Annotated in this window: 20 protein-coding genes and 4 tRNA genes; 10 read left to right on the top strand and 14 right to left on the bottom strand. The window is 40.9% G+C overall.

Going from position 1 to position 25,036, the window contains the following annotated elements:
* Window positions 1–58: 58 nt before the first annotated feature.
* The 4 genes from recO to HMPREF2086_RS12425 all read right to left on the bottom strand — a co-directional run bounded on the left by recO (window position 59) and on the right by HMPREF2086_RS12425 (window position 1,963).
* Entirely contained in the window at window positions 59–685 is a 627-nt protein-coding gene (gene recO, locus HMPREF2086_RS10270) for a recombination protein RecO (RefSeq protein WP_023928792.1), read from the bottom strand.
* A gap of 83 nt (window positions 686–768) precedes the next feature.
* A complete protein-coding gene (locus HMPREF2086_RS11860; RefSeq protein ID WP_023928790.1) occupies window positions 769–945 on the bottom strand; it encodes a hypothetical protein in 177 nt (58 codons plus the stop codon).
* 329 nt (window positions 946–1,274) lie between these two features.
* Window positions 1,275–1,805, bottom strand: a complete 531-nt coding sequence (gene msrA / locus HMPREF2086_RS10265) for a peptide-methionine (S)-S-oxide reductase MsrA (RefSeq protein ID WP_023928789.1) — start codon at window positions 1,803–1,805, stop codon at window positions 1,275–1,277.
* Between the two features lie 32 nt (window positions 1,806–1,837).
* On the bottom strand, window positions 1,838–1,963 hold the full coding sequence (locus HMPREF2086_RS12425; RefSeq protein WP_267902100.1) for a hypothetical protein: 126 nt from the start codon (window positions 1,961–1,963) through the stop codon (window positions 1,838–1,840).
* Between the two features lie 92 nt (window positions 1,964–2,055).
* Here HMPREF2086_RS12425 and HMPREF2086_RS10260 point away from each other — a divergent pair, with 92 nt between their 5' ends.
* A complete protein-coding gene (locus HMPREF2086_RS10260) occupies window positions 2,056–3,075 on the top strand; it encodes a glycosyltransferase family 2 protein (protein WP_034561920.1) in 1,020 nt (339 codons plus the stop codon).
* Between the two features lie 200 nt (window positions 3,076–3,275).
* Here the strand turns inward: HMPREF2086_RS10260 and HMPREF2086_RS10255 are convergent, their stop codons facing one another.
* Window positions 3,276–3,521 carry a 2-hydroxymuconate tautomerase family protein gene (locus HMPREF2086_RS10255; protein WP_023928787.1) on the bottom strand — a complete coding sequence of 82 codons (246 nt, stop codon included), beginning with the start codon at window positions 3,519–3,521 and terminating at the stop codon, window positions 3,276–3,278.
* 29 nt (window positions 3,522–3,550) lie between these two features.
* Window positions 3,551–4,963, bottom strand: a complete 1,413-nt coding sequence (locus HMPREF2086_RS10250; protein WP_023928786.1) for an alanine/glycine:cation symporter family protein — start codon at window positions 4,961–4,963, stop codon at window positions 3,551–3,553.
* A gap of 323 nt (window positions 4,964–5,286) precedes the next feature.
* On the opposite strand from HMPREF2086_RS10250, the gene HMPREF2086_RS12585 reads away from it, so the two are divergent.
* The 3 genes from HMPREF2086_RS12585 to HMPREF2086_RS10235 all read left to right on the top strand — a co-directional run bounded on the left by HMPREF2086_RS12585 (window position 5,287) and on the right by HMPREF2086_RS10235 (window position 9,343).
* Complete coding sequence (locus HMPREF2086_RS12585) at window positions 5,287–6,861, top strand: coproporphyrinogen III oxidase family protein (RefSeq protein WP_084330417.1); 1,575 nt, start codon at window positions 5,287–5,289, stop codon at window positions 6,859–6,861.
* A 171-nt stretch (window positions 6,862–7,032) separates the two neighbouring features.
* Window positions 7,033–8,166 (top strand): DUF1561 family protein, encoded by a 1,134-nt coding sequence (locus HMPREF2086_RS10240; protein ID WP_023928784.1) that lies wholly within the window; start codon window positions 7,033–7,035, stop codon window positions 8,164–8,166.
* A 22-nt stretch (window positions 8,167–8,188) separates the two neighbouring features.
* Entirely contained in the window at window positions 8,189–9,343 is a 1,155-nt protein-coding gene (locus tag HMPREF2086_RS10235) for a DUF1561 family protein (RefSeq protein ID WP_023928782.1), read from the top strand.
* A 110-nt stretch (window positions 9,344–9,453) separates the two neighbouring features.
* Here HMPREF2086_RS10235 and HMPREF2086_RS10230 read toward each other — a convergent pair.
* The 5 genes from HMPREF2086_RS10230 to HMPREF2086_RS10210 all read right to left on the bottom strand — a co-directional run bounded on the left by HMPREF2086_RS10230 (window position 9,454) and on the right by HMPREF2086_RS10210 (window position 10,820).
* Window positions 9,454–9,530: transfer RNA gene (locus HMPREF2086_RS10230), tRNA-Asp, on the bottom strand.
* Window positions 9,531–9,603: 73 nt separating this feature from the next.
* Window positions 9,604–9,679 (bottom strand) — tRNA-Val (locus HMPREF2086_RS10225).
* A gap of 35 nt (window positions 9,680–9,714) precedes the next feature.
* A tRNA-Glu gene (locus HMPREF2086_RS10220) sits at window positions 9,715–9,789 on the bottom strand.
* Between the two features lie 14 nt (window positions 9,790–9,803).
* A tRNA-Lys gene (locus HMPREF2086_RS10215) sits at window positions 9,804–9,879 on the bottom strand.
* 212 nt (window positions 9,880–10,091) lie between these two features.
* Window positions 10,092–10,820: a CinA family protein gene (locus tag HMPREF2086_RS10210; protein WP_023928780.1), complete on the bottom strand. Its 729-nt coding sequence runs from the start codon at window positions 10,818–10,820 to the stop codon at window positions 10,092–10,094.
* Between the two features lie 252 nt (window positions 10,821–11,072).
* Between HMPREF2086_RS10210 and ppk2 the strand changes: the two genes are divergently transcribed.
* Window positions 11,073–11,915 (top strand): polyphosphate kinase 2, encoded by an 843-nt coding sequence (gene ppk2 / locus HMPREF2086_RS10205; protein WP_023928779.1) that lies wholly within the window; start codon window positions 11,073–11,075, stop codon window positions 11,913–11,915.
* Between the two features lie 254 nt (window positions 11,916–12,169).
* Here ppk2 and pflA read toward each other — a convergent pair whose 3' ends face one another.
* On the bottom strand, window positions 12,170–12,931 hold the full coding sequence (gene pflA, locus HMPREF2086_RS10200; protein ID WP_023928778.1) for a pyruvate formate-lyase-activating protein: 762 nt from the start codon (window positions 12,929–12,931) through the stop codon (window positions 12,170–12,172).
* Between the two features lie 212 nt (window positions 12,932–13,143).
* Here pflA and HMPREF2086_RS10195 point away from each other — a divergent pair, with 212 nt between their 5' ends.
* The 4 genes from HMPREF2086_RS10195 (at window position 13,144) to HMPREF2086_RS10180 (ending at window position 20,944) form a co-directional block, all read left to right on the top strand.
* Window positions 13,144–15,996, top strand: a complete 2,853-nt coding sequence (locus HMPREF2086_RS10195) for a site-specific DNA-methyltransferase (RefSeq protein ID WP_023928777.1) — start codon at window positions 13,144–13,146, stop codon at window positions 15,994–15,996.
* Window positions 15,997–15,998: 2 nt separating this feature from the next.
* Window positions 15,999–16,622 (top strand): hypothetical protein, encoded by a 624-nt coding sequence (locus HMPREF2086_RS10190; RefSeq protein WP_023928776.1) that lies wholly within the window; start codon window positions 15,999–16,001, stop codon window positions 16,620–16,622.
* Between the two features lie 11 nt (window positions 16,623–16,633).
* Window positions 16,634–19,588, top strand: coding sequence for a DEAD/DEAH box helicase family protein (locus tag HMPREF2086_RS10185; protein ID WP_023928775.1), 2,955 nt, complete (start codon window positions 16,634–16,636; stop codon window positions 19,586–19,588).
* A 108-nt stretch (window positions 19,589–19,696) separates the two neighbouring features.
* The gene (locus HMPREF2086_RS10180; protein ID WP_023928774.1) at window positions 19,697–20,944 is read left to right on the top strand and encodes a vWA domain-containing protein; all 1,248 of its coding nucleotides are present in this window, start codon (window positions 19,697–19,699) and stop codon (window positions 20,942–20,944) included.
* 400 nt (window positions 20,945–21,344) lie between these two features.
* Here HMPREF2086_RS10180 and HMPREF2086_RS10175 read toward each other — a convergent pair whose 3' ends face one another.
* Both HMPREF2086_RS10175 and nrfH read right to left on the bottom strand, forming a co-directional pair.
* The gene (locus HMPREF2086_RS10175; RefSeq protein WP_023928773.1) at window positions 21,345–23,186 is read right to left on the bottom strand and encodes an ammonia-forming cytochrome c nitrite reductase subunit c552; all 1,842 of its coding nucleotides are present in this window, start codon (window positions 23,184–23,186) and stop codon (window positions 21,345–21,347) included.
* 49 nt (window positions 23,187–23,235) lie between these two features.
* On the bottom strand, window positions 23,236–23,697 hold the full coding sequence (gene nrfH / locus HMPREF2086_RS10170; protein WP_023928772.1) for a cytochrome c nitrite reductase small subunit: 462 nt from the start codon (window positions 23,695–23,697) through the stop codon (window positions 23,236–23,238).
* A gap of 621 nt (window positions 23,698–24,318) precedes the next feature.
* Here nrfH and plsY point away from each other — a divergent pair.
* Window positions 24,319–24,975: a glycerol-3-phosphate 1-O-acyltransferase PlsY gene (gene plsY / locus HMPREF2086_RS10165; protein ID WP_023928770.1), complete on the top strand. Its 657-nt coding sequence runs from the start codon at window positions 24,319–24,321 to the stop codon at window positions 24,973–24,975.
* Window positions 24,976–25,036 lie beyond the last annotated feature (61 nt).

Here is a 25,036-nt window from a genome sequence, read left to right as displayed (position 1 = left end):
TACCCGCAATTTTTATCTACAATTTTACCCGCAAAATCTTGCCAAAGCTGCTAGATACCTAAAATCCAAGCAAAAGCACTTCATACAAAGAGCGCACCTCATCATCATTTAGCCTTAAGCTATCGCCTGTGCTTAGGAAATCTTTTATTTTGCCCATCTGTGTGTGCAGCCCACGAGCACAATGCCTATGCGCTGCCATAAACGACCTTGCAAGTGCTATATCCTCGCCTAGTGCCTCCCCGCACAAAAAGCACTCGCTATTGTTGCTTGCTTGGCTTGGCTTTCGTCCCTCTTTTGAGAGGATTTGACTATATGCTTCTATCATCACGCGCATAGGATTTTGCTTTAGGAGTTTGCGAGCTGCCTCGTCCAAAACCTCCATATAAAACCTCTCAACCTCATAAATATCGCGCAAATGCCTATCAAGTAGCCCGATAAATCTCTGCCACACATACACTCTCTCTAGCTCCCTCTCCCAGCCAAATCCTAAGTGCATAACGCTACGAAGTTTTGGCAAAAACACTCCATTGCTCTCTTGGACAAAGTCGATTCTGTGCCCGATATGCACGAGCGAATGCCTAGCACCATAGAATCGATATAGGGTTTTGATTTTTGATTCTGTCAGTATGCGGACGATTAAGTCCTCGCCTTTTTGCCTTTGGGTATGCAAAATATAGCCTTGCACTTTTTACCCTTTTAGTTGTGTCGTAGTTGTTTGGTTGGATTTTGTGAGGTTTCTTTTGAGCGATTATTGTGTATGGATTTAAATTATGCCTCGCTTAAAAACAGCACGATAAACATTACTGCGATTAGAATCCCGCCGATGACATACAAAAAAAGTGAATCATCTTTCTTTTTTAGCTCGCTCTCATCTTTGACATCAAGTTTGACATTTTTTTCGCGAAATGTTGGGACATTGATTTTGCTAGGTTTGTTATCAGGCATTTTCTACTCCTTTATTTGCTTTAATCGTGCTTGTGGATTGCAAAGCACGATTTTGCACATCCTTGATTTTTGCTGATTTTGGATTTACTCAAATCTTGCTGTTTTGCTTTTTGCCTTTTGCTTTGGATTGTTTGGGTTTGGTTTGTGCTGTGTCTAGCGCGAGTTTGGAGCATTTGTAGCAACTACTATGACAACAACAAAAGTGCCTTATTGTAGCATAATTTTTCTAAATAGATTTTGGGCTTTATGCAGTTTTGTGGCACTAATGATTTGCAAAATCTGCAAAACAGCGCAAAAACGCTCAAAAAGCATCGTCTCTGTGTGGTGTTTTATGATTCTATTGGCTCTAGGGCTTTAGAAATATCAATATGACAGTAGCCATTTGGATTGTTAGCTAGGTATTTTTGGTGGTAGGATTCTGCGGGAGTGAAGTTGCGCAGGGGCAGGACTTCGGTGGCGATTTGCTTAGAAGTGTGTAGCGCGACTTTGGGCGCGACTTTTGGAATAACACGGCGCGTGATAAACTCGCTTGCCACATCAAGAATGTGCAAATCTCGCGCATAGATTCCGCTGCGGTATTGGCTACCTATGTCATTTCCCTGCCTATCGACACTCACAGGGTCTATGATACTAAAAAACCGCGCAAGCACCTCCTCAAGCGGTAGCACCTCCTCATCAAAGGTAATCTCTACTGCTTCCACCGCGCCACTTAGCCCGCTACACACCACTTCATAGCTTAGATTACTAAGCGCGCGCTCCTGCGCGTTTGCATAGCCCACGCGCGTGCTCTCCACGCCACGCAGTAAGTCAAAATACGCCTGCACACCCCAAAAGCACCCACCCGCTAGATAGATTTGCATTTTTTAAATCCTTTTTGCCTTAAAAATATGTGTTATAATACCGCGTTTTTTAGAATATTTATCATAATAAGGAGTATGTGATGAACCACACCGCGCAAAAACGAGAGAGAGAGAGAGAGAGAGTAACCCCACCAACCAAACACCAAAAAATCTAACACAAAACGATTCTACAAATTCCGCCCAAAAAGACTCCGCCCTTACAAATCCTGCTTACGCAAATTCTCCCCACTATGATACAAATCTACTTCATATCATAGTCCCCATTTACAATGTAGAAACATACCTTAAGGAATGTTTGGATTCTATCCAAGCACAGACTTATGAGAATTTTATAGCCATTATGGTAGATGATTGTAGCACAGATAGTTCCGCTAAAATCGCGGGGCAATATGCCAAAAATGATAAGCGATTTATCTTAGTCAAAAAGCAGGTTAATGAGGGGCTAGGAATGGCGCGAAACACGGGGCTAGATTATCTCTTTAATACTCTAAAACCCAACAATAGCGATTATATCGGTTTTGTGGATAGTGATGATGTGATTGCGCTAGATTATTTTGCAAATCTCATCTATTGTTTAGAATCACACGCCAAGCAGGGCATTATGGTGGCAAAAAGTTTTAATGTTTATCGCTTTAAGCACGAGGATTATAAAAGCGATATTTTTGCTTACCGCAGGTGGAAATCTAGGGGCGGAATCACGCGCAAAGGTAGCAAGATAGAAGCGTGTAGGGCATTATATCGTGCAAAGTTTTTAAAAATCTTGCGTTATCCACCTGTGCGACTTTGCGAAGATATAACATTTGGCAATATCGTAAATGCACTAGCGGACAAAGTCGCCTATACTCGCACGGCTAGGTATTTTTATCGTCAAAGGGCAGGCTCTTTAATGAAAAATTATGCCTACCATTATGATGAGCAGTTTGCAAATTTTGCCTATATGCTAGAGCATTTTGTCAAATTTGACTTATTAAGGAGGCATAAAATTGATATTTCTTTGGTGCAAAATATGCCAGAGGGAGCAGAGGATAAGCATTTTGCAAAACTAAAAAATCTCATAGCTTCATATAATTTTGATGAGGATATTTTGCGTTTTAATCCACGATTAAAAGCGATTTTAGAGTGTAGGGATTATAAAGAGTTTTGCGCAAAAATTGATAGGCTTAAACCCATATCACAGCGCGTAAAGCACTACTTTAGAATCGACATTAGGGCTAGCAGAATCTACATAAAACTTTTTGGCAAAGTGCTTTGTGATAAAAGATTTCGCTAGCTTAGCTAGACAAAAAGCCCAATAAAGTAAAGCGACAAAATAAGGCGCATAGAAAACAAATAGTGATAGATTTTCGCAGCTTGCTACGCGCTTACCAAAATACGCTTGTGAAGCGAGAGTTTTAGCAAAGCCCGCTACATAGCACTAAATCGCGCTAAATCGCTTGATTTTACCTCACTTCATCGCCACGATTTTGCGCTTCATTTTAGTTTTTTGGCTTGGGATTTGCCCTGCGCTTTTGCCTGCTCTTTGCGCACTTGCGTGATAGGCTTGCCCCCTAGCCCGTAGTCATCGGTGCTGATTTCATCGATGATGACTACGGTGCTAGATTTGTTTTTGCCTAGCACTTCGCTAAGCAGGTTTGTTACGCCCCTTATCAGTTGTGCTTTTTGCTCTTTTGTGGGCTCGCCTTTTTCTTTGGTTATACGGATATTGACAAATGGCATTCCTAGCCTCCTTTTAAAATTTAAACCCCTCACTTCCAGCATTGCGTGTTGTGGATTCCCACACTTTGTGCCTTAAAGAGAGGATTTTTCCCTGCCTTTTTCTGCGACTCATAGTCGCGCAAAACCTTTAGTGCGATATTGCTAAGGAGCAAAATCACTATGATATTTATGCTAGCCATAAGCCCCATAAAAATATCTGCCAAATCCCAAGCCAAGCCTAGATTTAGCTGTGCACCGACAAACACCATTACCACCGCGCTAAATCTAAACACCTGCAAAGCAACCTTATTCTCGGTGATAAATTTGAAATTTGCCTCCGCGTAGAAATAGTTGCCGATAAGCGAGGTAAAGGCAAAAAGCACGATTGCCACACTTACAAAAATCAGCCCAAATGTGCCAAAATGCCCTTGCATCACGGCTTGCATTAGAGCCATTCCTTTTAGCTCGGCTTTATCTATGCTAGAGCATAGCACCATAAACGCGCTTGCCGTGCAGATAATCAAGGTATCGATAAATACGGAGAGCGTTTGCACCATTCCTTGCTTTGCAGGGTGGCTAGTGTGCGCAGCGGCTGCGGCATTTGGCGCAGAGCCCATACCCGCTTCATTTGAGTAAAGCCCGCGCTTTATGCCGATAACGATTGCGCTCCCTGCAAACCCTCCAAATATCGCACTAAAATTAAACGCTTCTTGTAATACGCTAGCAAAGATAAGTGGGATTTTATCGACATTTAGCCCGATGACTACAAGGGCGACTGCGAAGTAGCCAAACGCCATTATAGGCACTAGGATTGAAGAGATAAGCGCGGATTTGCTATCATCGCCAAAAAAGAAAAACGACACCAAAATCGCCAAAATAAGCCCCACAAAAATCGTAATATTACCATTTGCAAACTCTTCGCTACCTACGAAAATCTCAAATGACGAGGTAAGCGTAAAAGCCTGCAAGCCATTGAATCCATAGGCAAAGCAAAAAATGAGTGAAATAGCAAAGATAACGCCTAGCTTGCGCGAGCCTAGTGCTTGCTCTATGTAGTATGCAGGACCGCCTTTGTAGCGATGAGTGCCAACCCTGCGCTTATAGACTTGTGCTAGAGTGGATTCTACAAACGCACTTGCCCCGCCCACAATCGCGCTTACCCACATCCAAAATAGCGCACCACTCCCCCCACTTGCAATCGCCACAGAGACACCCACGATATTGCCTATACCTACACGAGAGGCAGTAGAAATCATCAGTGCACCAAAGGGCGAGATATGCTCTTTTTCGCTCCGCTCTTTTAGCACACCAAATACATCGCGCAAAAATCGCACTTGGATAAAGCGCGTAGCAATAGTGAGATACAGCCCGCACAAAATCAGTGCAAACACAAGCCAATAAGTGTATAAAAATCCGCTAGCTTCCCCCACAAGAGTGCCAAATAAATCATATAAATTCTGCATTGCTATCCTTTTTAAGCATCATTGCTTTTTAGCATTTATAAATTCTATAATAGCGCATTAGGACGAATTTTGCACTAATTTTTGCGCTAGCTTTGATTGTGTCAAAAGTTTTTTTGGTAGCAAGATTTTTTACCAAACTTAAGCGCGTTTAGCTTATTTGCCAAAATCAGCGCGAACACATAAAATATTTCCTCATAAATTTTTATTATTAGCGTATAATGCGAATTTGTTTTAAACATTTCTCATATTAGCACCGCTTTGCCCACTACTTACACCACTTGCTTTACTAAGGAGTCCAAGTGTCAAATGTCGCCCAAAATCACTTGCTAAGACACTCTCTTTTTGCAAAAAATCCCACAAAAACCCTCATTCAATCCCTTGCTACGCGCTATGCAAGCCACTCTATGCAAAGCGCGCTAAAGCGGAGCTTCAAAGTGCGACTAGGGCAGAGCGAAATCTTGCCAAATGGCAAGCCCACAATGCTGTATATCCATATCCCCTTTTGCCACACATTTTGCCCGTATTGTAGCTTCCACAAATACCTTTATGATGAGAATCTAGCCGCCGCGTATTTTCAAGCCCTGCGAGCAGAGCTACACACTATCAAAGACAAGGGCTTTGATTTTGACACGCTTGTGGTGGGTGGCGGGACGACACTCATCAATGAAAGCGAGCTATTAAAGACTTTGGAGCTGTGTAAAAAGCTCTTTAGTATCAAAGAAATCTCGTGTGAGAGCGACCCTAGCCACATTGAGAGGGCGCAATTAGAGCGATTTAGGGGGCTTATCACGCGCCTTAGCTGTGGGGTGCAGAGCTTTGATGATGAGATTTTGCACAAAATCGGGCGGTATGAGAAATTTGGCTCAAGTGCGATTCTCCAAGAGAAGCTAGCAAAGGCGTGCGGGATTTTGCCTACGCTTAGCATTGATTTGATTTTCAATTTCCCAAACCAAACCAAAGAGCAGCTTTTGCGCGACATAGCTATCGCAAAATCTATCGGTGCACAGCAAATTACTACCTACCCGCTTATGCGCTCAAACCTCACCAAATCAAAGATAGAGAGTGCGCTAGGCGGGGCTATGCAGGATAATGAATTGGAGTTTTATAGAATCATTTGCGCAGAGTTTAGCGACTATAAACGCAACAATGCGTGGGGGTTTTCTAAGGTTTTGGATTGTGAGGGGAATCATAGTGAAAATCTTGTGGGGAATCACGGGGAAAATAGCGAGGAAAATCGTGCAAAAAATTGTGGCGAAAGTTTTTGTGGCGGGGAAAATAGTGGGCAAAATCAAGCGACACAAGCAAGCACGCTCAATGATGAATATGTCAGTGCCAATCATCAGTATTTGGGCGCGGGAAGTGGGGCGTTTAGCTTCATCGGCGGGAGGCTTTTTGTCAATGCGTTTAACCTCAAAGACTACTGCGAGAGCGTGGCTAAGAAGCGCAATGCAAATATCGCTTATACGGATTTTGCGAGAGTGGATATTTTGCGCTATTTGTTTTTGTGCGAGATTTTTTCAGGCAGACTTGATATAGAGGAGTTTAATGTGAGCAATGAATGCGATTTGGAGAGGGATTTGCGCTTGGAGATAGCGGGGCTAAAGGCGTGTGGCGCGATAAGGGTGGAAAGGGATTTTGATAAAAGGCGTGATAAGGGGGATAATAGCGCGGGAGAGAATCTAGATTTTAAAAGGATACTGCGGTGCACGGAGTTTGGGCACTATGTATGCGTGGTGCTGATGAAAGAATTTTACGCGGGAATGGACTTGGTAAGGGCGGTATTTCGCGATGAGGCAAAGCTAGGGCTTGCCTCTAAGGAATATCTAAAGGAGCGTGCAAAAGGAGAAAAAACAAAGGAGCAAATCCTAGATATTATGCGCTATGCAAAGGAGTGCTAAGGAAATGCAATATTGGGTTTGTGAGGGGGTAAGAGTAGGCAAAACTAGATAGGCAAAATCTATTGCCAAAAACTTGTGCAAATCTAATCCAAACGCGCGTTTATAAGATTTCAGATGATATGTTGTAAAATCTGTTGTAATATGTCTGCATACCAATTTTAAGGATTTGCAATGCTACAAAAATCTTCATTAGCGATTTTTGCGCTACTCTTTGTGTCGCTATTTTTTGCTTCTTGCTCGCTTCATAACAAACCTAGCAATCAGTCTAGCCAAAATAAGCGCACTCAAGGACAAACACTAAAAGCACTAGGAGCTACGCCAAATCTATCTTCGCCTAGACAGCTCCCGCCAGATAATCCCAAAGACACTCCCATAGCCGTGCGGGTGCAGGGCAATGCCAAATGGTGCTATGCACCGCAATTCTCTGCTAGTGCGCAAAACTACTCGTATATGGCACTTATAAGCTGTTCGCGTGATGAAGCACTCAAAGCCCGTTATGATGTCCTATCTCGCCTAGCCTACTACATAAATAACACTTGGGTGTGTATAACCGCGCCCGGCTCGGTGTTTAGCTCACTTAGAGAAGCTGATATGCTATACCTTAGCCCTTGTGTAATCAATGATGAAAGACAGCAGTGGAAAATCAAAAATGGGCAGTTTTGGAGTGTCGATGAGCGATATAGCATAAAAGATGATGGGGATTTTCTCTACGCGGCGTGGGCTTTTGATGAGAAATACAATGAACACAGCCTTGATTCTAGTATGCTTGAGTGGGAAAAGACAATCGCTCCAGCGGGGACGCTTAATTTTGGATTTTTGCTATCTTGGGAAGAAAAAAGCGTGAAATACTATGTGCGAAATGACTCCTCCTCAACGGAAAAATACCCTTTGTATTACAATGTAGAGAGTGGGCATATTGCTAGCTATGATGCGTTTGTGCCACAGCTAAATTGTATGTATTCTAATCTTAGTGGCGGAGATTGGGATTGGGTAGTGTGGGGGAAATGTGATGATACAAAGCCACCTAAAGAAAATAAGGCATTTTTCAAACCCGTGCTAATCGGCGAGAAAAAGGTAGCCTTGAAAGATAGAAATGGAAATTACTTACGCGTAACGCATTATGGGATTCATTGGGGTGTGCCCTACCTTGCTAAGCCATCATATATCCCAAAAGATAGTGCAAACGCAGCTAGCTCAGAGTTTATCATCTCTAGGGAATTCCAAGATTGGTTAGCACTAATTAGCGCAAATGAGGGGGATAATCTGCCGTTTTGTCCGGCTCCTGGCGACCCTAGACCTGATTAGGAATCTAAATTAAGGGGAAAAAATGAAAAAATCATTGCATAAATCTTTGTTGCTTGTGTTTGTGCTAATTGCATTTAGCGCGTGCAGCAAAGATTATAATATTCCACAAATCCCTGATACCCACCCACAAGTGCAATCTCTGCTTGATACTAGCACGAAAAAGGCAAAGAAAGAGTATGATGAGAAATATGATTATTTGGAGCGCGATGGATTTAAATTTGCCCCGCACGATTCTGCACTCACACAATATCTAGCCAAAAATCCGCAAAAAAATCGCAGAATCTACACCAAAGCCAAACCCACGCTTTTAACAACACCTGCTTTAACTCAACCTCTAATGCAGCTACCGCCAGATTTTAATCTAGGCGCGTGGGAGCAGAGGCTTTTGCAAATCATAAATACCACAAGCCGCGACTCTGCGTTTCAGTCGCAAGGCATTTGCGGTGTGTGTATGCTACAATCCTATCAAATAATCGCAGAATTTATGCACTATCACAACTCTCCTCTCACAAGCGGTGGATATTTTTTTGATACTGCACCAAATACCAATCCATTTACAAGTTTTCAGCAACGGCATTCTATACTGCACGATACTTTGGCAGATATTGAGGATTATTATGCGATTCCCACAACCGCAGCTTCAAGCGTATTTCTAAACTCTATGAATACCGCAATAGCTAGCTCTATTTCTATGCTTCCGCAGTATGATTGGAGTTTATTTGGTGTAAGCGCAAATACGCAAGGCATAACAGACTTGATAGATAGGCTATTTCGAGATAGCAGGAGAGGGGATATGTATCTTGCGTTTTTATTGCTATTTTTACCAGAGCGCGAGACGATAATGGGGCATACCGTGGTTATTTTGCGCACGAATGAAGGCATTGTAATGATTCCCACAAATATACGCGCTCTCTCGCTTGACGCGCTTCGGCGATATATGCAGGTAGCGACTAATACCGCTGAACTACGCGCGAGGCTTACTGCTAGGGCGAGAGGGCGCACTTCAATCCTAGCAGGGCTAGGGCTACTTCAAGTAAGAGAAGCGCCGAATCTGCCATTTGCTAGTGCGCTTTCTTTTAGTGATTGTGTAGGCGAGGGAGATGATAGGCGTGGGAATAACGCACTCCCTAGCGCAGCTACGCTAAATCAATGTGCTAGTGGCAGGTGCAATCAATAAAGCATATATATGCGATTTTGGAATGTGATTTTAGAAAAAGTCAAGTAAAAATTGCTAGGCTTTGTGTCGTAAATGTAGCATAAGAAGTAAAAAGTGAGGAAAAAACTAAGTGGCGCAGCGGACGGGGCTCGAACCCGCGACCTCCGCCGTGACAGGGCGGCATTCTAACCAGCTGAACTACCGCTGCAACCTTAAATCGCGCAATCACGCAAAACATAACGCAAATCTACGCAAAAAGAAAGTAAAAAGTCGCTAAATCGTGGTGGTCGCTATAAGGCTCGAACTTATGACATCCACCTTGTAAGGGTGGCGCTCTACCAACTGAGCTAAGCGACCAGCGATTTTGATAAGAAAAAGAAGTGATGAAAAAGTGGTGACCCCTAGGGGATTTGAACCCCTGTAGCCACCGTGAAAGGGTGGTATCCTAACCACTAGATGAAGGGGCCACTACTTAATCAAATGGTGACCCGCGTTGGATTCGAACCAACGACCCATTCCTTAAAAGGGAATTGCTCTACCAACTGAGCTAGCGGGTCAGCACCACAGAATCAAAAAAAACAGATTGCAAAATCAAATAAAAGAACAGATTTACGAAGTTTTGCACTTCTCTCGTAGGGATTCCTAATCTCTTAGCAAAATTAACGAAATCTAAGCTAGAGATAAAGCCTTAAGCAAAATACGAACCAAAAAGCCCAAATAAAAAAGCAAAACGCGATTATATTGTTTTTTGCCTTATTTTGTCAAGGGGTTATATGATTTTTAGTAGCATTTCTAGGGCTTTTTGGCAAGATTGCTCTTGGATTTGCTCCCTAGTGCCTGTGAAAAAATACTGCTCTATGAGGGGCTTTTCGCCACGCTTTTGCACACCCAAAAACACACACCCCACAGGCTTTTGTGCGCTTCCGCCGCTAGGACCAGCTATGCCAGAGCTAGCTAGTGCTACTTGTGCGCCAAATCTATCTATCACTCCGTGTAGCATTTCGCTTACTACTTTTTCGCTTACTGCACCAAAGTCTTGCAGGCTTGATTCTCTCACGCCCAAAATCCCCTGCTTTATGGAATTATCATAGCTTACCACTCCGCCCAAAAACACCGCAGAAGCCCCAGCATTTCGCGTAAAATGATAGGCTAAAAGCCCGCCTGTGCAACTCTCTGCGGTAGCGCACATAAGGTTTTGGGCTTTTAGTCGCTCCAAAGCGATAGAGTCTAGGCAATCTCCAAAAAGGACATTTGCACCAAAAAACCCCTTGCACCACACGACAAACTCACTAAATCTCGCTTGATTCTCTTCTAGGTTGTTTTGACTTTGAGCTGCGTAGATAGTGGCGCATATATCGCTATCTTTTTCGCACACAAGGGCGCATTTTTTTAGCATTTCCCCACACAAAGTCATAGCATCTGTTATTTGCATATTTAGAAAGTAGATTTTGCTTAGTGGTGTTTGAGTATTTGTTTTGGCATTTGGGGAGGTTTGCATAGATTTTCCTTAAATGGATTTTAGAGTTTTTTTTGTAGATTTTAGTAGCCTTGTGGCACTATTTTGATTTTGCAAATAACTAGATGCTAAGAGATAGATTTATAGAAGTGTGGTCTAAAAAGCGGATAGATTTTGCTATTTTTGGATAAAAATGCGATATTTTAGCCAAAATTTAAGAAATTTAAAGTCTATTTTAAGTTAATTTTCTTATCATTTATTGCTTTTTATTTCATTCGCTGTAAGGAGAAGTCAATGTCAGAAAAAAAAGAAACAAAAAAGGCAATTACGGTTCGCCCAGAATCCGTAAAAACAAACGCTAAAGATGTGTTTAAGAAAAAAACGGGGCGTCTAAAAAGGGAGTTTTATGAAAACGAAATCCAAAAACTCCAAGTCGAGCTACTTAAGCTCCAAAATTGGGTAAAGAAAAACAATAAAAAAATCGTCATTATCCTAGAGGGACGCGATGCAGCAGGAAAAGGCGGGACGATAAAAGCTCTAACAGAGCATCTAAATCAGCGTGGATTTCGTATCGTAGCACTTGCTAAGCCAACAGAAGTAGAAAAAACACAATGGTATTTCACGCGCTACATAGGCTCTCTACCAAGCGGTGGGGAAATCGTGTTTTTTGATAGGAGTTGGTATAATCGTGCTGGTGTGGAAAGGGTTATGGGATTTTGCACGCCTGAAGAGTATCGTCAATTTATCTACCAAGTCTCTAGCCTAGAGCAAATGCTTATCGCAAGCGGGACAATGATATTTAAGTATTTCTTAGATGTTTCACGAGATGAGCAAAAATTCCGCATAAAAAGGCGAAAGACAGACCCACTACGAATGTGGAAACTAAGCCCGATAGATTCCAAATCGCTTGATTTATGGAATGAATACACAGCAGTGTTTGAAAAAATGTTTTCACGCACGCATACGCCTTATGCGCCGTGGATTATCGTGGACTCTAATGACAAAAAAGCAGCGAGGATAAATCTTGCTCGAGATTTGCTAAGCAAAATCGACTATGAGGGCAAAGACCCATCAAGCGTGTGCTTGCTCCCAGACCCTGCGATACTTCACCCATACTCACAAGCTCCACAAGCCTAAAATCTGCTACGCTAAAGGTGTGAAGCCTTTAGCGTATTTTTACTTTTCTTAGATTTTCTAGCTTTTATGATTTTTTTTGTAGTTTTGCTTTTTTAAGTGATTTTTCTCAATTTTGTCGGCAAAATCTTATCCTAAAATCTATCCCAAAGGCTACTTATAGGATTATTTTATAGTTTGGCTAAAAATTGATTAAAAGGCTCTACCAAGCGCAATCTCTCAAACAATGCAACCCCTTGTATAAACCCAGCAAAATCTCACACCACCACCCCATAACCTGTCAAAATCCCCTTTGCTTCTTGCATTGCCTCATTTGTGGGTGTGGGGAGTGTTGCTAGCTTGTAGGGCAAGCCTAGTTGTGCGTATTTGTGCGCTCCTAGCTGATGAAATGGCAGGAGTTGGACTAGTTGCACGCACTTTAGCCCTTGCAAGATTTTGCCTAGTGCGTGGATTTTGGCTGTGCTTAGAGTATAGTTTGGCACACACACATAGCGCACCCACACGGGTTTGCCTGTATCCTCGCAGTAGTGGAGCGTTTTTAGCGCGTTTTCCCCGCTAGCACCCGTGAGGGCTACGCAGTCGCGCTCATCTACCTCCTTTATGTCTAGTAGGAGCATACCTGCCTCATCTATGCACTTTTTGGACTTCTTAAGCGGGACAATCCCGCTAGTGTCTATCGCGCTGTGAAATCCAAGCACTTTAAGTGCGACCAAAAAATCATATAAAAACTCGCTTTGCAGCAGTGGCTCGCCTCCAGAAATCGTTACCCCGCCATTTTGGTAGAATTTTTTATAGGGCAAAATCTTTTTAAGAATGTCTTTTAGATTCATCTCTTGCCCGCTGTGAGTGTCCCAAGTGTCAGGATTGTGGCAGTAGAGACAGCGCAGGCGACAGCCTTGTAGAAATAACACAAAGCGCACGCCCGGACCATCGCTCCCACCGAAGCTCTCCATAGAATGCACGCGGGCTTTTATGTCTTTGTAGCGGTTTAGGAAGTCTTGTAAAATCAGTGTTTTCATCTAGCAAAAGCCTTATGTTTAAGAGTCCAAAGCAAAGCCAAAATCTTAACATAAATTGGCTAAAATATCGGGCTTAAAATCCTAGTCAAAAGTGCTTTTAAGGGGATAAAGATAGGGCGAAATTTGGCTATAATTTTTATTGATTTTTCTAGATTTTGATTAGGGTAAAGGCGTTGCAAACATAGTGCGGTAAAGCAAAAAAGGTTTTAAATATGGACTACAAAAAGGCATTTTATAGTAAGCTAGAGGATTGCTATCTTGGAGCGAAAGTCAAAGAAGCGAGTGCAAACAAAGAAATCAAATGGGCAAAAGAATCAAATACAAATAGCGCGTTTGCAAATAGCCAAGCAAGTAGCAACGATAGCTCCACCAAAAGTGGCTTTACAAACCTACTTCATATCAAAGAGCAGTATTTCACGCATATCAAAGCACACTTAGAATCGCGCATAAAATCCCTCATCGGCAATGACACCATAGAATCAAATGACATTTATAACAAACTCTACACATTTTTTGACAGCTACCTAAATGAGACAGGCACGCCGTTTTTTACCGACACGCCTATTTATAAAAACATTTATGCCAAAATTTATAGCAACTCCAAAGACACAAGCCTTTTTTACAAAACCCAAAATCTCTACTATGTCAAAAGCGACACGCTCTATCAAAGCCTTATTTTGCAAGATAATGCAGAAAAAGATAGTAAGAGTAGATTTAGCATATTTTTTGACGCGAGTGAATACAAACAAAACGCCGATAATAGCAAAAATAAGGTGCTTTTTAAGCTTGATTGCATTACAAATGGTGCGTTAAATTCTGCGCAAAATCCTACCCACCCCCTAGCCCCCTCCGCAGAGGGAGGGGGAACAATAGAGTTGCATTCCGCAAGTGAGGGTGAGCAAGAGGATAATTTGTCAATCCCCCAAATCACCATAAAAGTAACCAATCAAAAAGATTTATTTCCAGATTCGTTTAATGTATTTAAATCAAATTCCAATGAATTTAGTGATGATTTTATCAAAGCACTAAGCGATAATGATTTATTACCCAAAAAGCCTACCGATTCGCACATTGAGTCGCTTAAAAAACTCTTTTCGAGCTACAAAAAACAAAACGAAATCGACTTCTTTATCCACAAAAATGCCAAAGAGTTTTTGCAAGAGCAGTTTGATTTGTGGATGTTTAGCTATCTTTACAAAGATAGTGCGTTTCAGCAGTGGGAGGCAGTCTCTATCAAGCGATTGCAAAATGTCAAAAATCTAGCCTATGAGATTATTGACTTTATCGCGGCGTTTGAGGAGGAGCTAAAAGCGATATGGCTTAAACCCAAATTTGCCAAAAATACGCAGTATGTGTTTAGTATCGATACGATTTTATCAAACGCTACAAATGCAAACGCACTTTTGGCAAACATTTTTAGCGACTCACACTTTGAATCACAAGTCAAAGAATGGAAAGAGCTAAATTTAGTAGATGAGGATTTTGCCATCTCATCATTGCAAGAGACCGTAGCCAATTCCCCCTCCTTTGCGGAGGGGGATAGGGGGTGGGTAAGTCAATATAAATTTCTGCCCATTGACACAAAGTATTTAAGCAAAGAGAGTAGATTTGCCTTACTTTCTGCATTTAGCGATTTGGAGTCCTTGCTAAATGGTGAGCTAATAAAAAGCGACAATTTTCAAGTGCTTAATTCTATAATGCCAAAATATCAAGGTAAAATTGATTTGATTTATATCGACCCTCCTTTTAATCTTGGCGAAAATGCTAGTTTTGATTATAAAGTAAATTTTAAAGATTCTACTTGGGCTTCGTTGCTAGATTCTCGTTTGGAATTGGCAAATCAAATTTTAAGCAACAAAGGAAGTATTTTCGTAAGGTGTGATTATAATGGAAATTTTATAGTAAGAAGCTTGTTAAATAACATTTTTGGCGAGGATAATTTTATCAATGAAATTGTAGTAAGCAAATCAGCAAAACTTACAGAAACAATAAAAAAATATCATAGTGGTAGCGATTCGCTTTTCTTTTTTGGAAAAACAAATGATTATATTTTTAATGTTCAGGGCATTCAAAGAGAAGAGAGAAAGTGGAGGGATATGCATTTGCCCGGTGAAAGATGGTCGCCAATCCCAAATGATTATATTCATTTATTTTCGCAAGGTAACTTAGTTGTTAAAAATGGTAAATATACAAGTAAGGCTAGAATTATATTGGGTAAAGAATTATTGCCACCCAATGGTAGGCATTGGGCTTTAAGTCAAGAAACAATTTTTGAATTGGAAAAACGAAGTGAAATTAGATTGATAGACGGCAATCCAAAAACACAAGAAAGTGATATAAAAAAATTGACTTCAAATTGGACAGATTGGGTGGGATATTCTAGTGATTGGGGATTTCAAACAGAGAATCACGAAAAAGTTTTACAAAGGGCTATTTTAACGGGAAGCAATAAAAATTCTACTATTTTAGATTTTTTCGCAGGAAGTGGGACAACTTGTGCTGTGGCTTTAAAATTAGGGCGAAAATTTGTAGGTGTAGAAATGGGCGAACATTTTTATAAAGTGGTGCTACCAAGACTGAAAAAAGTCATAGCAGGATTTGCTAGTGGTATCAGCAAAGAAGTAGATTATAAAGGTGGCGGAGTGTTTAGGTATTATGAATTAGAATCTTACGAAGAGGCTTTGGCAAATTGCGAATATGTGCTAAATCCCCCCTCCCTTAGCACGAGTGGGGATAAATGGGGTGGGTGTAGTATCATCGACTATCGCAAATCACGCAAACTTATAAAAGAGCTAAACAAAGAATGTGATAAACCTATAACGCTAAATATGGGTGGATATAGAGCGGAATTTGATATATTTCAAACTATCGCTAACCTTATGGGGTGGAAAATCAAGCGATTATTTTTGGATAAAACCCACCCCCTAACACCCTCCGCAAGGGAGGGGGAATCTATTGAGGTAGAATCCTGCGAATATAGTAACGGCGAGATTTTAAATGTGCAAAGCATCAACATAGCAAAATACCCAAAGCTAAAAACTTTAATTTTTTGGGATAAGGAGTAAAAATGAACCAAAAATATCAAATAGATAAACAATATCCTATTGGAAAAAGTTATTTTATAACTTTTTCACAAGGTTCAAAACCTGCATTTGGCGATTATTTGATACATTGGAATGGAATACAGCAATTTGACGATTATACACTTTTTTCAAGTTTGTATAATAGTATAGTATGCCCTCAATGCGCTTATTATTTTGTTAAACATTTTTGTTATGCTAAACACTTTATATCCTTTGATACACAATGCGTTAAAACAAATATCTCAAATGTTGACGATGTTATAAATTTTGTTAATAATTTACTACTTACCGATGAACTAAAACTTTGTTTAGCTTCTATGATTTTTAGATGTGATATAGATAATATCAATTATCAATGTCCTAGATTAAATGGTTGTGTAAGACATTTTGTTCAAGTTTTAATGCTATTTGGCTATAAATTTAATATTGCACAATGGAAAATGCAAAAAATAAATGATTATCTAATATCAAATAATATACAAATACAACAGATTGATGTTCCTAAACTGATTTCCGATATAGGATTTCCTAAAAATAATATTGGTATTGGCACAAATGATTTTAGAGAAATGTATAAAACTATACTGCCTCAATTAAATCAATTATAAAGTTTTGAACAATGAAAAAACTAAACAAACAACAAAAATCCCTAAGCAAGTCTGTGGCTAAAAAACTTGTGCTAAATGAAATCATCAAAGAGCATTATAAGGATTTTGATGAGTTTTTGCGTGAGTTAGAATTTGGCACATTTTCTTACTCTATCACACTCCAAGACTACCAACAAGCCGCGCTAAAAAATGCCCTAATCGCTCTAAAACTCTATATAGGCGATACAGAGGACAATCACAAAAATTTGCGCGATATAGAGCGATTCCAAGACAATGCGCTTAGCCTTTTGAATGCCTATCACACATACCAAAAGCAAAACCTTATGCCACAAATAAAGCGAAGCGAGATAAACCGCGCAAGTTTTTGGATGGCAACAGGTAGTGGCAAAACTATTGTAATGATAAAACTTATCGCCTTGCTAGGTGGCTTAAGCCAAAAAGGCGTGATTCCCAAAAAGCCCATAATGCTACTTGCGCCAAATGATAAGATTTTGGAGCAGTTTAGAGCGCAGATAGAAAGCTATAATGCCTTTAACGCTAAGCAAATAACGCCTATTGAGCTAAAAGACTTTGAGAGAGCGCAATCTAGCGGGAGTTTGTTTGGTGAGGTGGTGGTGTATATCGCTAGGAGTGATTTGCTAGACACGGCTGAAAATGTCGGCAAAGACGCAAAGGCAAAGCGACTAAATTATAGAAATTTCCTTTCCCAAAGCGGGTGGTATATCCTGCTAGATGAAGCACACAAAGGCGATAGTAAGGACTCCGTGCGAAAAAGCTACTTCAATGCTTTGGCAAGTGGAATGCGCTCAAATGGCGAGATTTTGCGCAATAATGACTTTGCGCGTGGATTTATATTTAATTTTAGTGCGACATTTGAAGATGAGCTAGATTTGAGCACTTGCGCATTTAACTATAATTTAGAGCGATTCAATAATGACGGCTATGGCAAAAATATCGCCGTGCTTGATAGTGATTTGCGCTCATTTAGAGACAAAGGCGATGAGAAAACACAAAGAGAGAAAATCATAGAAAGTTTTGTGCTATTTTGCGCGATAAAACAAAGCAAAGATAAACTTTTTGGCAAATTTAGCGAGTATGAATCGTTGCAAACAATGCCTTTGCTATATCACAATCCTTTGATAATCGCTGTAAGTGATAAAGTAAATACCAAAGAAGCGGGAGTGAAGCTCTATTTTGAGGCGATTTTGCAGATTTTGGCAAATGATATAGACATAAGCACAATCGCGCAAAATCTAGCCACAAAGCTAAAAGATGCAAATATGTATTTCGCTCAAAATGAGCTAAGTGAGGCGTTTTTAGACATTGTGCGTAGTGTGGATAGCAAGGCTGTGAGGGAGAGTGTGTTTTATGCGAGTGGGATTTCTAGCGTGGAAGCGTGCAAAATCAAAGGCAATGATAAAGAACTCGCTTTTAAAAGCAAAAATGCAAATAAACCCTTTATGCTACTTAATATCGGTAGCACAAAAGAGTGGGAAAAGCACTATTTGCAATCACTTGGTGTGGAGAGTGGAGAGGATTTGGGATTAAGCTATTTTGGTAGCATAAATGATAACACTTCGCCTATCAACATAATGATGGGTAGCAAAGTCTTTAACGAGGGGTGGGATAGCAACCGCGTGAATCTCATCTGCTTTATAAACATAGGCTCAAAAAATGCCAAAAAATATGTCCTGCAAACTATCGGGCGAGGTGTGCGAATCGAGCCTTTTGCAAATGTGCGCCAAAGGCTAGAAAAAGCATATATAGACATAGCTATAAAAGAAAATCTGGCTCCGCTATGCGTGGGAGTGGAGACACTTTTTATAATGGCGAGTGATTATAGTGCGATAGAGGCGATACTACAGGGGATAGAGGTATTTAGGACAAGTGGGAGCATAAAGGGGTTTAAGGTTAGGCGTGATTTTTCGCCACTGCTCGTGCCGACATACAAAGAGGGGCAAAAGCACAATGAAATCTACGGAATTTCTAAGGTGGATTTGGAAAATCTGCAAGAGTATGTAAAAAGCTATGATGAGGATATTTTGCTACTTTGTGGTGGGGCAAGTAGTGTGGATATGGGACTACACACTATCGCAAAAATCCGCGCAAATGAGGGCTTTGAAGTGAGGGGTAATAAAGAGGTTTTGTGCTCTAGTAATGCTTTTGTGGTGATTGATAGGTTTTTTCACGCGAAGAAAAAAGAGTTTAGCAAATTCGTGAATCTAGATGGCGAAATCTGCCATTTTGAGAGATTCACAAGCACACTTGATGAAATGGTAATCAATGAAATAAACAAAAAAATCAAAGAGCTAGTAAGCAGTAGCACAAGCACCAAAAGCGAAGCACAGCTAATGGAGGAAGTAAAGCAGGGCAAAATCAGCATAGAGCAATACACAAAAGCCATAAAATCAAATGCAAGCAAATCCACACAATGCGAAGTGTATGGCTACAAGCTAGATTCTAGCCTATCAAAGCACTACTACAATCCACTCATAATCGATGAAAAAGGCGCAAGTAGCGAAAAGGCAAGTATCGTGTATGCTATAAGACATAGCAGTGAAGTGGAGTTTTTGCGTGATTTGCAGGGCTATATCTTGCGTGAGGATAGTGCGCTAAAAGATTGTGAGTGGTGCTTTTGTCGTTTGGTAGAAAATATCGATGAAATCTATATCCCCTACTTTGATGAGAGCGCGCAAGAAATGAGGAGATTTTACCCTGACTTTATCTTTTGGATTAAGCGGGGAAGTGAGTTTGACATAGTGTTTATAGACCCAAAGGGAATAAGCCTCGCCCCACAAAATGCAGAAAATAAAGCGCAAGGATTTAGAGATATTTTTGAAAACATAGATTTGACATATCAAGGGCAAAATGTGCGCGTAAAGCTAGTGTATTACAACAAAAACGGCACAACAAATGCAAATCTAAAAGAGTATGTGCGCGGCGATATAGATGAGATTTTTAGCTAAAACCGCACAATCATTTTAAAACCATTTAATCATCTCCTTAATTTAGCGATTTGTTGTGTCAATTTGTGCTACAATGCAAGCAAAATGGCATTCTTTAAGGAGGCGAAAATGAAGCGATATGGGCAAGCTAAGCTAGGGAAACTAAGTGCGCTAGTGAGAGTGGGCATAGTCTCGCTGATATGCGCTAGCTTCACACTACTTTACGCGCAGGACACAGGCGGTGTAAAGAGTGCAAATGGTGCAGAGAGTGGAGGTGGTGCAGGTAGCGTAAGTGGCGTGGAGAGTGTAGAAAATATCAATGATGAAGCAATCAATGAGTCCTACATAGATAAAGAGCTTCACGCGCTTATTTATGGCGTAGATTGCAGTGGTGGAGCACAGATTACCCCACGAAGTGCCTTACCCAAAAGTGCGATAAATGCAAGCAACCAAAGCACCATAGATAGCACAAAATATACAGACGCTAAAACTCGCACTATCGCTTTTAATGGCAGTGTGCTATATGGCGGAATCTTTGATAACACTTCTAATGCAAATCTTTACCTAAGCGCGGATAGACGCATATCTTACACGCTTACAAACGGCACTTTGGATAATGGCACACTAGAAATCAAGGCAATTTGTGAGAAGCAGAGCTTTAAGATTAGCAACTTTCGCAATGGCGATTTTAATATCTACCTTAGCAAAAATCCCACAAAAGAAGTCGCAATCGCGCTTAATGTCAATGCCTCAATGAAAGGCTACATAGAAGCGTTTAAGGAAATCGCTCCCTTTGTAGCAAAGCATATTTTAGGAGATAGGGAGAAGCAGTTTGCGAAGATTTCGCTTGTGATTTTCTCAAATAGAGGCACGGAGAATTTGGGCACTTTTTATGATGTCCAAGAGTTTGCAAACACGGTAAATAGCGTGCAAGCTATCAAGTCTACTGTCGTGCTTACAAATGCTGCAATAATCCGCTCCATAAAAAACTTTACCAAAGATAATGGACTAAAAAAGGAAGTCTATCTCATCGTAGCAGGAAGCCCAGATGATACGCGCAACACACAAACAATGCTAAATCTAACCAAAAGCATTAACGCAAGCATTGTCAAAAACTCGCCACAAAACGCAGATAATCTAGTCAAAATCCACGCTTTTGCACTAAGTCCGAATCTAGAATTTCTAAAAAATATCGCTAAAATCACAGGTGGCACTTACAATGAAGCAAACAATAGCTATGACTTCAAAAAGCAGATTCTAACCCTTAGTAATGGTGGCAAGCCATTTGATATGCGCAAGCTAGATAACCAAATCCGCCCTAGCAAAACAAATAAAATCTATGACCCTGATAATCCACAAGATAAGCCAAATAAATAAACAAAAACAGCACAAAAGCAAGCCAAAAAGTGAGGGGGTGATGAGTTCAAAATGAGTAGGGATATAAGCGTAAAAAAATGAGTGGAAATGAACGCGGAAAATGAGTGAAAAATAGGCAAAGATGATTAAAGATTTTGCAAGAAAGTCCACAAATAAAGAGAATCCAAATAAGGCATTTAGCAAAATGCTTAAAAAACAGAGTCTTTGCTGAAGCTAAAGGCAAATCTATGACAAAAACACCTAGATAGGACAAATCCCCTCCTTATATTTGTCATATCTTTTTTCTCCACTTCTTCTTCCCACTTCCACATAGGAGCGAAAATTACCAAAAAAAAAATACACTTCGCTCTCCCCCCCCCCTTTTTTTTCTTAAACCCTCCTCAATCTAACTTAGCTAGCCTTATTTCGCGCTTGTGAGAGGCTTGATGATTTTTTTGTAGTTGTAGGGAGCTAGATTTTCATCAAGCTCTAGCAAATCCTTAGCAGGTGCGCGGTTTACATCTTTTTCATCGTGCTCATCATAGTAGATGTCGCCTTTTTTGTGTCCGTCCATATCAGCTGGGTAGCGCAATAGTCCCGGTGCGTATTTTTGGATTTCTTTAAATCCTAGATTGGAAGGAGTGATAGTTATGCCATCTTTTTGAGCTAGCACTACAAGTAGTCCTTGTCCCTCTTTTGCCATAGCGATAGATTGCCCCATTATGCGAGCTGCTTCAGTAGGATTGTGGAATCCTGTGGAGTTTTCCGCATTGACAAAGTCTGCTCTCATTTGAGATTTTCTATGCAATTCAAGCACTTCTTTTAGCGCGGCAGAGATTTTTTTGTCATCAGCTTTGCCATCAGTTTGGTATTTTGCTAGATTGCCCATAGCGGCGCGGACATTTTTTATATCCTCGATAAGGCTTACTATGGCGTATTCTGCACTTCTCTGCATAGAAGCGATAGAAGTTTGTATGCTATATACTTGGGCTTTTAGATACTCTTCAGGCTGTGCGTGGCAGGATTTGCACGCAGCATTGACATCTCTAAGCGGAGAGGTAAATTCGTGGCTTGTGATTTTTTTTGCTCCACCTCGTGTATAAGGCATATGGCAGTCCGCACAAGATACGCCATTTTGAGCGTGGATACCACCACTTGCAAATTCTGTCTCTGGGTGTTGGATTTTTATCATAGGAGCTTTTGTTTCTTTATGCACCCAATCCTGCGGGAATTTCTCGCGCACTTTGTCATAGTAGTCATCAAGCATTTCGATTCTAAATGGCTCGCCTTTTTTCCACTCGCTCCAAGGGAATGCAAGTGTAAGTCCATCTACGGTTACTTCTGTTGGCTTGTTGCCATCACGCCAATAATCAATCTGCTCATAAGTCTTTTGTGAGCCATCAAGCCATTTTGCATTTGGATTGCTAGCGATAGATTCACCCATAGTGGCGACTTTTGAGCCTGTGGATTTGAAGTAGTATTCTACATGGCATTGCGCACATACAAGGGTTCTCATTTCTTGGCGAGATGCTTTTATGCCTTGTTTTGAGTCTTTTTCGTAGCCTCTATCCACAAGTGCTTCTATGAGGGCTGGGCGAGTAAGTCGCAAACTCATATCGTTTGGAGAGTGGCAGTCCGCACAAGTAAGCCCCATTCGTGTGCCTCCGTGAAGCCCTGTGTGCTCTTTGCTATCGGGTGCTTGATTATCCATTGTTGGGACATTTTTTATCATTGTCCAATACTTCGCGCTATTAAACTTCACAAAATCCCCGCCCGCCACATTATCAATAAGCCATTTTGTCCATCCGCTGTGGCAGTTCATACACGCAGTTGGTTGCCCGCCAAACGCCTTTAGCCCCGCAGAATTTAGCAAGTCTTTGTTGTTTCTAGCGGTTTTCATTTGGTCAGATTGGATATAGAAATGATGTCGCTCTTCATTAAAATCCACCGAAAATGGATACCCTGCCCACATTCTCACAAGTTGAGGGAATCTATCAAGTTTGTTGTATGATAGATTTCCGCCGAATTTCGTTGGCACAGGCTCATAGTTCGCGCCCTTTAGATAAGAGTCCAAATGCTCTGGGAAAGCCTTGCCCCAAGTGGTAAATCTAGGGTCATCATCGCTGATTCCTGCCATATTTGCGCTAGCTAGCGCGATTTGCTCGCCTTTTTTCTCTCCTATGTCTGCGCTGATATAAGCCACTACAAAGCCTACTATCAAACCTATTGCTAGGATTCCCCACAATTTTTTGTTGTTGTTCATTTTCTACTCCTTTTGGTGTTTGGTTGGTGATTTATTTCGCCTAGACTAGCTAGCGCAAATGCCCCACACTGCTGTGGCAAGAAACACAATTTAGCGCGTCTTTTGTGCTATTTGGATTTAGCGTTGGGTTTATGGCATTGTGTGCGTAGTCGCCGTGGCAACGGATACAATTCTCTTGCGCCCATTTCTTTGTATCGCTATTTGCGCTAAAGTGCTGTGGCAATGACTTATCAAAAGTGAAATGATAAGCGTGCCCTAAGCCTGTTTGGGCTTTGGCAGCCCATTTGCGCACAAAAGAATGAGGCAAGTGGCACTCTATACAATTTAGCTCGTGGTGAGATGCCTTGTGATAATCAGCATAGACTTCATTCATCACATGGCAGTTGTTGCACGCGCTAGAATCGCTTGAGAGATAGCTTAGAGTATCCGCATTATAGAGGCTATACGCGCCATTTCCCACTATAAATCCGCCCACAAAGATTATCGCAGCAATGAGAATTTTATAGCGCATCTACTCTCCTTACTCCTTAGATGTTTTATATGCAGTTGTTTGCTACGAGTTTATAACGCATTTGCAACGCGCAACAAAACCATAGCAAAATCTAAACGACTTTAGATTTTCAAACTTGGCATATAAATGAGAAATTTAATACAATGTTTGGTAACAAAATCATTTAGAAATTGTCAATTTGCATAAAATCTATGCGAAATTTAATTAGAAAAAGTGAAATATATCATTATAGTAGGCACTTTTAAGCGAGATTTGCTTTTATAGTAGTGGATTTGTGTAGATTTGAAGTGGCTAGTCGCGCTTATGATTTGGCGTGTGATTTGTAGGGCAAAAAACAAAAATCCAAATAAAAACATTGCCAAAAAGCATTATCCCAAACATATCAAAATTTATCAAAAAATGAGATTATTCTAAATTATCCTTTTTGTGCTAGTATTTTTGCTTTTTAAAATTCAACACTAGAATTTGCGCACAAATTCGTGTGCGCTCGTGCGCAAAAACACAAAATCAAATAAATAAAATCCGCAAGAAGTAGGTTTGAAAAATGCTAGATTCTAAATCTGTCGTTTTCAAAATCTAGTTGTTTAAGGATTTGACAAAAGGGCAAAGTAAGGAGCAAAAATGGAGTTTTTTACCAACTATATCAATCTGTGGTTTTATCTGCTTGCGTTTTTTGTGGGTGGGATACCATTTGGCGTTATGCTTACCAAAGTGCTTTATGGAATCGATTTGCGAAAAATAGGCTCGGGCAGTATCGGTGCTACAAATGTCTATCGCGCGCTAAAAGAGCACGACCCCAAAAGAGCGAAGCTAATCTCTATCGCCACTCTCATACTTGATGCGATAAAAGGCACGGTCATCATAGCACTTGCTAAAGCTGTGGGATTGCCTTATGGTGCGCAGTGGTTTATGGCGATTTTGGCTGTGCTTGGGCATTGTTATAGTCCGTATTTGGGATTTCACGGGGGCAAGGGGGTTTCTACCGCGATTGGCTCGGTGATTTTGCTTATGCCTATTGAGGGGGCATTGGGACTTGTGGTGTGGGCAGTGGTTGGCAAGGTTTTCAAAGTCTCTTCGCTCTCCTCACTCACAGGCGTGCTAAGTGGTGTAGTGCTTACCTTTGTGATTCCTTATCTTTTGCCATTGCCTCCTAGCATAGACATCACCGCCCAGATAAACAGCCACACGCCAATCGTGCTTATCGGGCTAATCATTCTCTACACACATATCCCAAACATTATGCGACTATTTAAGGGACAAGAAAGCAAGGTTTTATAGCTTGTTTAGACTTTATGCTAGATTTGTGTTTTTGATAGGTTTTGATAGATTTTGTGTGATT

This window comes from Helicobacter macacae MIT 99-5501 (assembly GCF_000507845.1).
GTDB classification, from domain to species: Bacteria; Campylobacterota; Campylobacteria; order Campylobacterales; family Helicobacteraceae; genus Helicobacter_B; species Helicobacter_B macacae.
Note: the sequence above shows the minus strand (reverse complement) of the source record. Positions and strands in the feature narration are given on the sequence as shown.

What these genes read in the sequence shown, in the direction of transcription:
- HMPREF2086_RS10210 (WP_023928780.1), bottom strand. Translation starts at nt 10,820, where the DNA reads ATGCAAACCTCCCCAAATGCCAAAACAAATACTCAAACACCACTAAGC.
- HMPREF2086_RS10195 (WP_023928777.1), top strand. Translation starts at nt 13,144, where the DNA reads ATGGACTACAAAAAGGCATTTTATAGTAAGCTAGAGGATTGCTATCTT.
- HMPREF2086_RS11860 (WP_023928790.1), bottom strand. Translation starts at nt 945, where the DNA reads ATGCCTGATAACAAACCTAGCAAAATCAATGTCCCAACATTTCGCGAA.
- plsY (WP_023928770.1), top strand. Translation starts at nt 24,319, where the DNA reads ATGGAGTTTTTTACCAACTATATCAATCTGTGGTTTTATCTGCTTGCG.
- msrA (WP_023928789.1), bottom strand. Translation starts at nt 1,805, where the DNA reads ATGCAAATCTATCTAGCGGGTGGGTGCTTTTGGGGTGTGCAGGCGTAT.
- HMPREF2086_RS10255 (WP_023928787.1), bottom strand. Translation starts at nt 3,521, where the DNA reads ATGCCATTTGTCAATATCCGTATAACCAAAGAAAAAGGCGAGCCCACA.
- nrfH (WP_023928772.1), bottom strand. Translation starts at nt 23,697, where the DNA reads ATGCGCTATAAAATTCTCATTGCTGCGATAATCTTTGTGGGCGGATTT.
- HMPREF2086_RS10190 (WP_023928776.1), top strand. Translation starts at nt 15,999, where the DNA reads ATGAACCAAAAATATCAAATAGATAAACAATATCCTATTGGAAAAAGT.
- HMPREF2086_RS10185 (WP_023928775.1), top strand. Translation starts at nt 16,634, where the DNA reads ATGAAAAAACTAAACAAACAACAAAAATCCCTAAGCAAGTCTGTGGCT.
- HMPREF2086_RS10240 (WP_023928784.1), top strand. Translation starts at nt 7,033, where the DNA reads ATGCTACAAAAATCTTCATTAGCGATTTTTGCGCTACTCTTTGTGTCG.
- HMPREF2086_RS10235 (WP_023928782.1), top strand. Translation starts at nt 8,189, where the DNA reads ATGAAAAAATCATTGCATAAATCTTTGTTGCTTGTGTTTGTGCTAATT.
- pflA (WP_023928778.1), bottom strand. Translation starts at nt 12,931, where the DNA reads ATGAAAACACTGATTTTACAAGACTTCCTAAACCGCTACAAAGACATA.
- HMPREF2086_RS10250 (WP_023928786.1), bottom strand. Translation starts at nt 4,963, where the DNA reads ATGCAGAATTTATATGATTTATTTGGCACTCTTGTGGGGGAAGCTAGC.
- ppk2 (WP_023928779.1), top strand. Translation starts at nt 11,073, where the DNA reads ATGTCAGAAAAAAAAGAAACAAAAAAGGCAATTACGGTTCGCCCAGAA.
- HMPREF2086_RS10175 (WP_023928773.1), bottom strand. Translation starts at nt 23,186, where the DNA reads ATGAACAACAACAAAAAATTGTGGGGAATCCTAGCAATAGGTTTGATA.
- HMPREF2086_RS10180 (WP_023928774.1), top strand. Translation starts at nt 19,697, where the DNA reads ATGAAGCGATATGGGCAAGCTAAGCTAGGGAAACTAAGTGCGCTAGTG.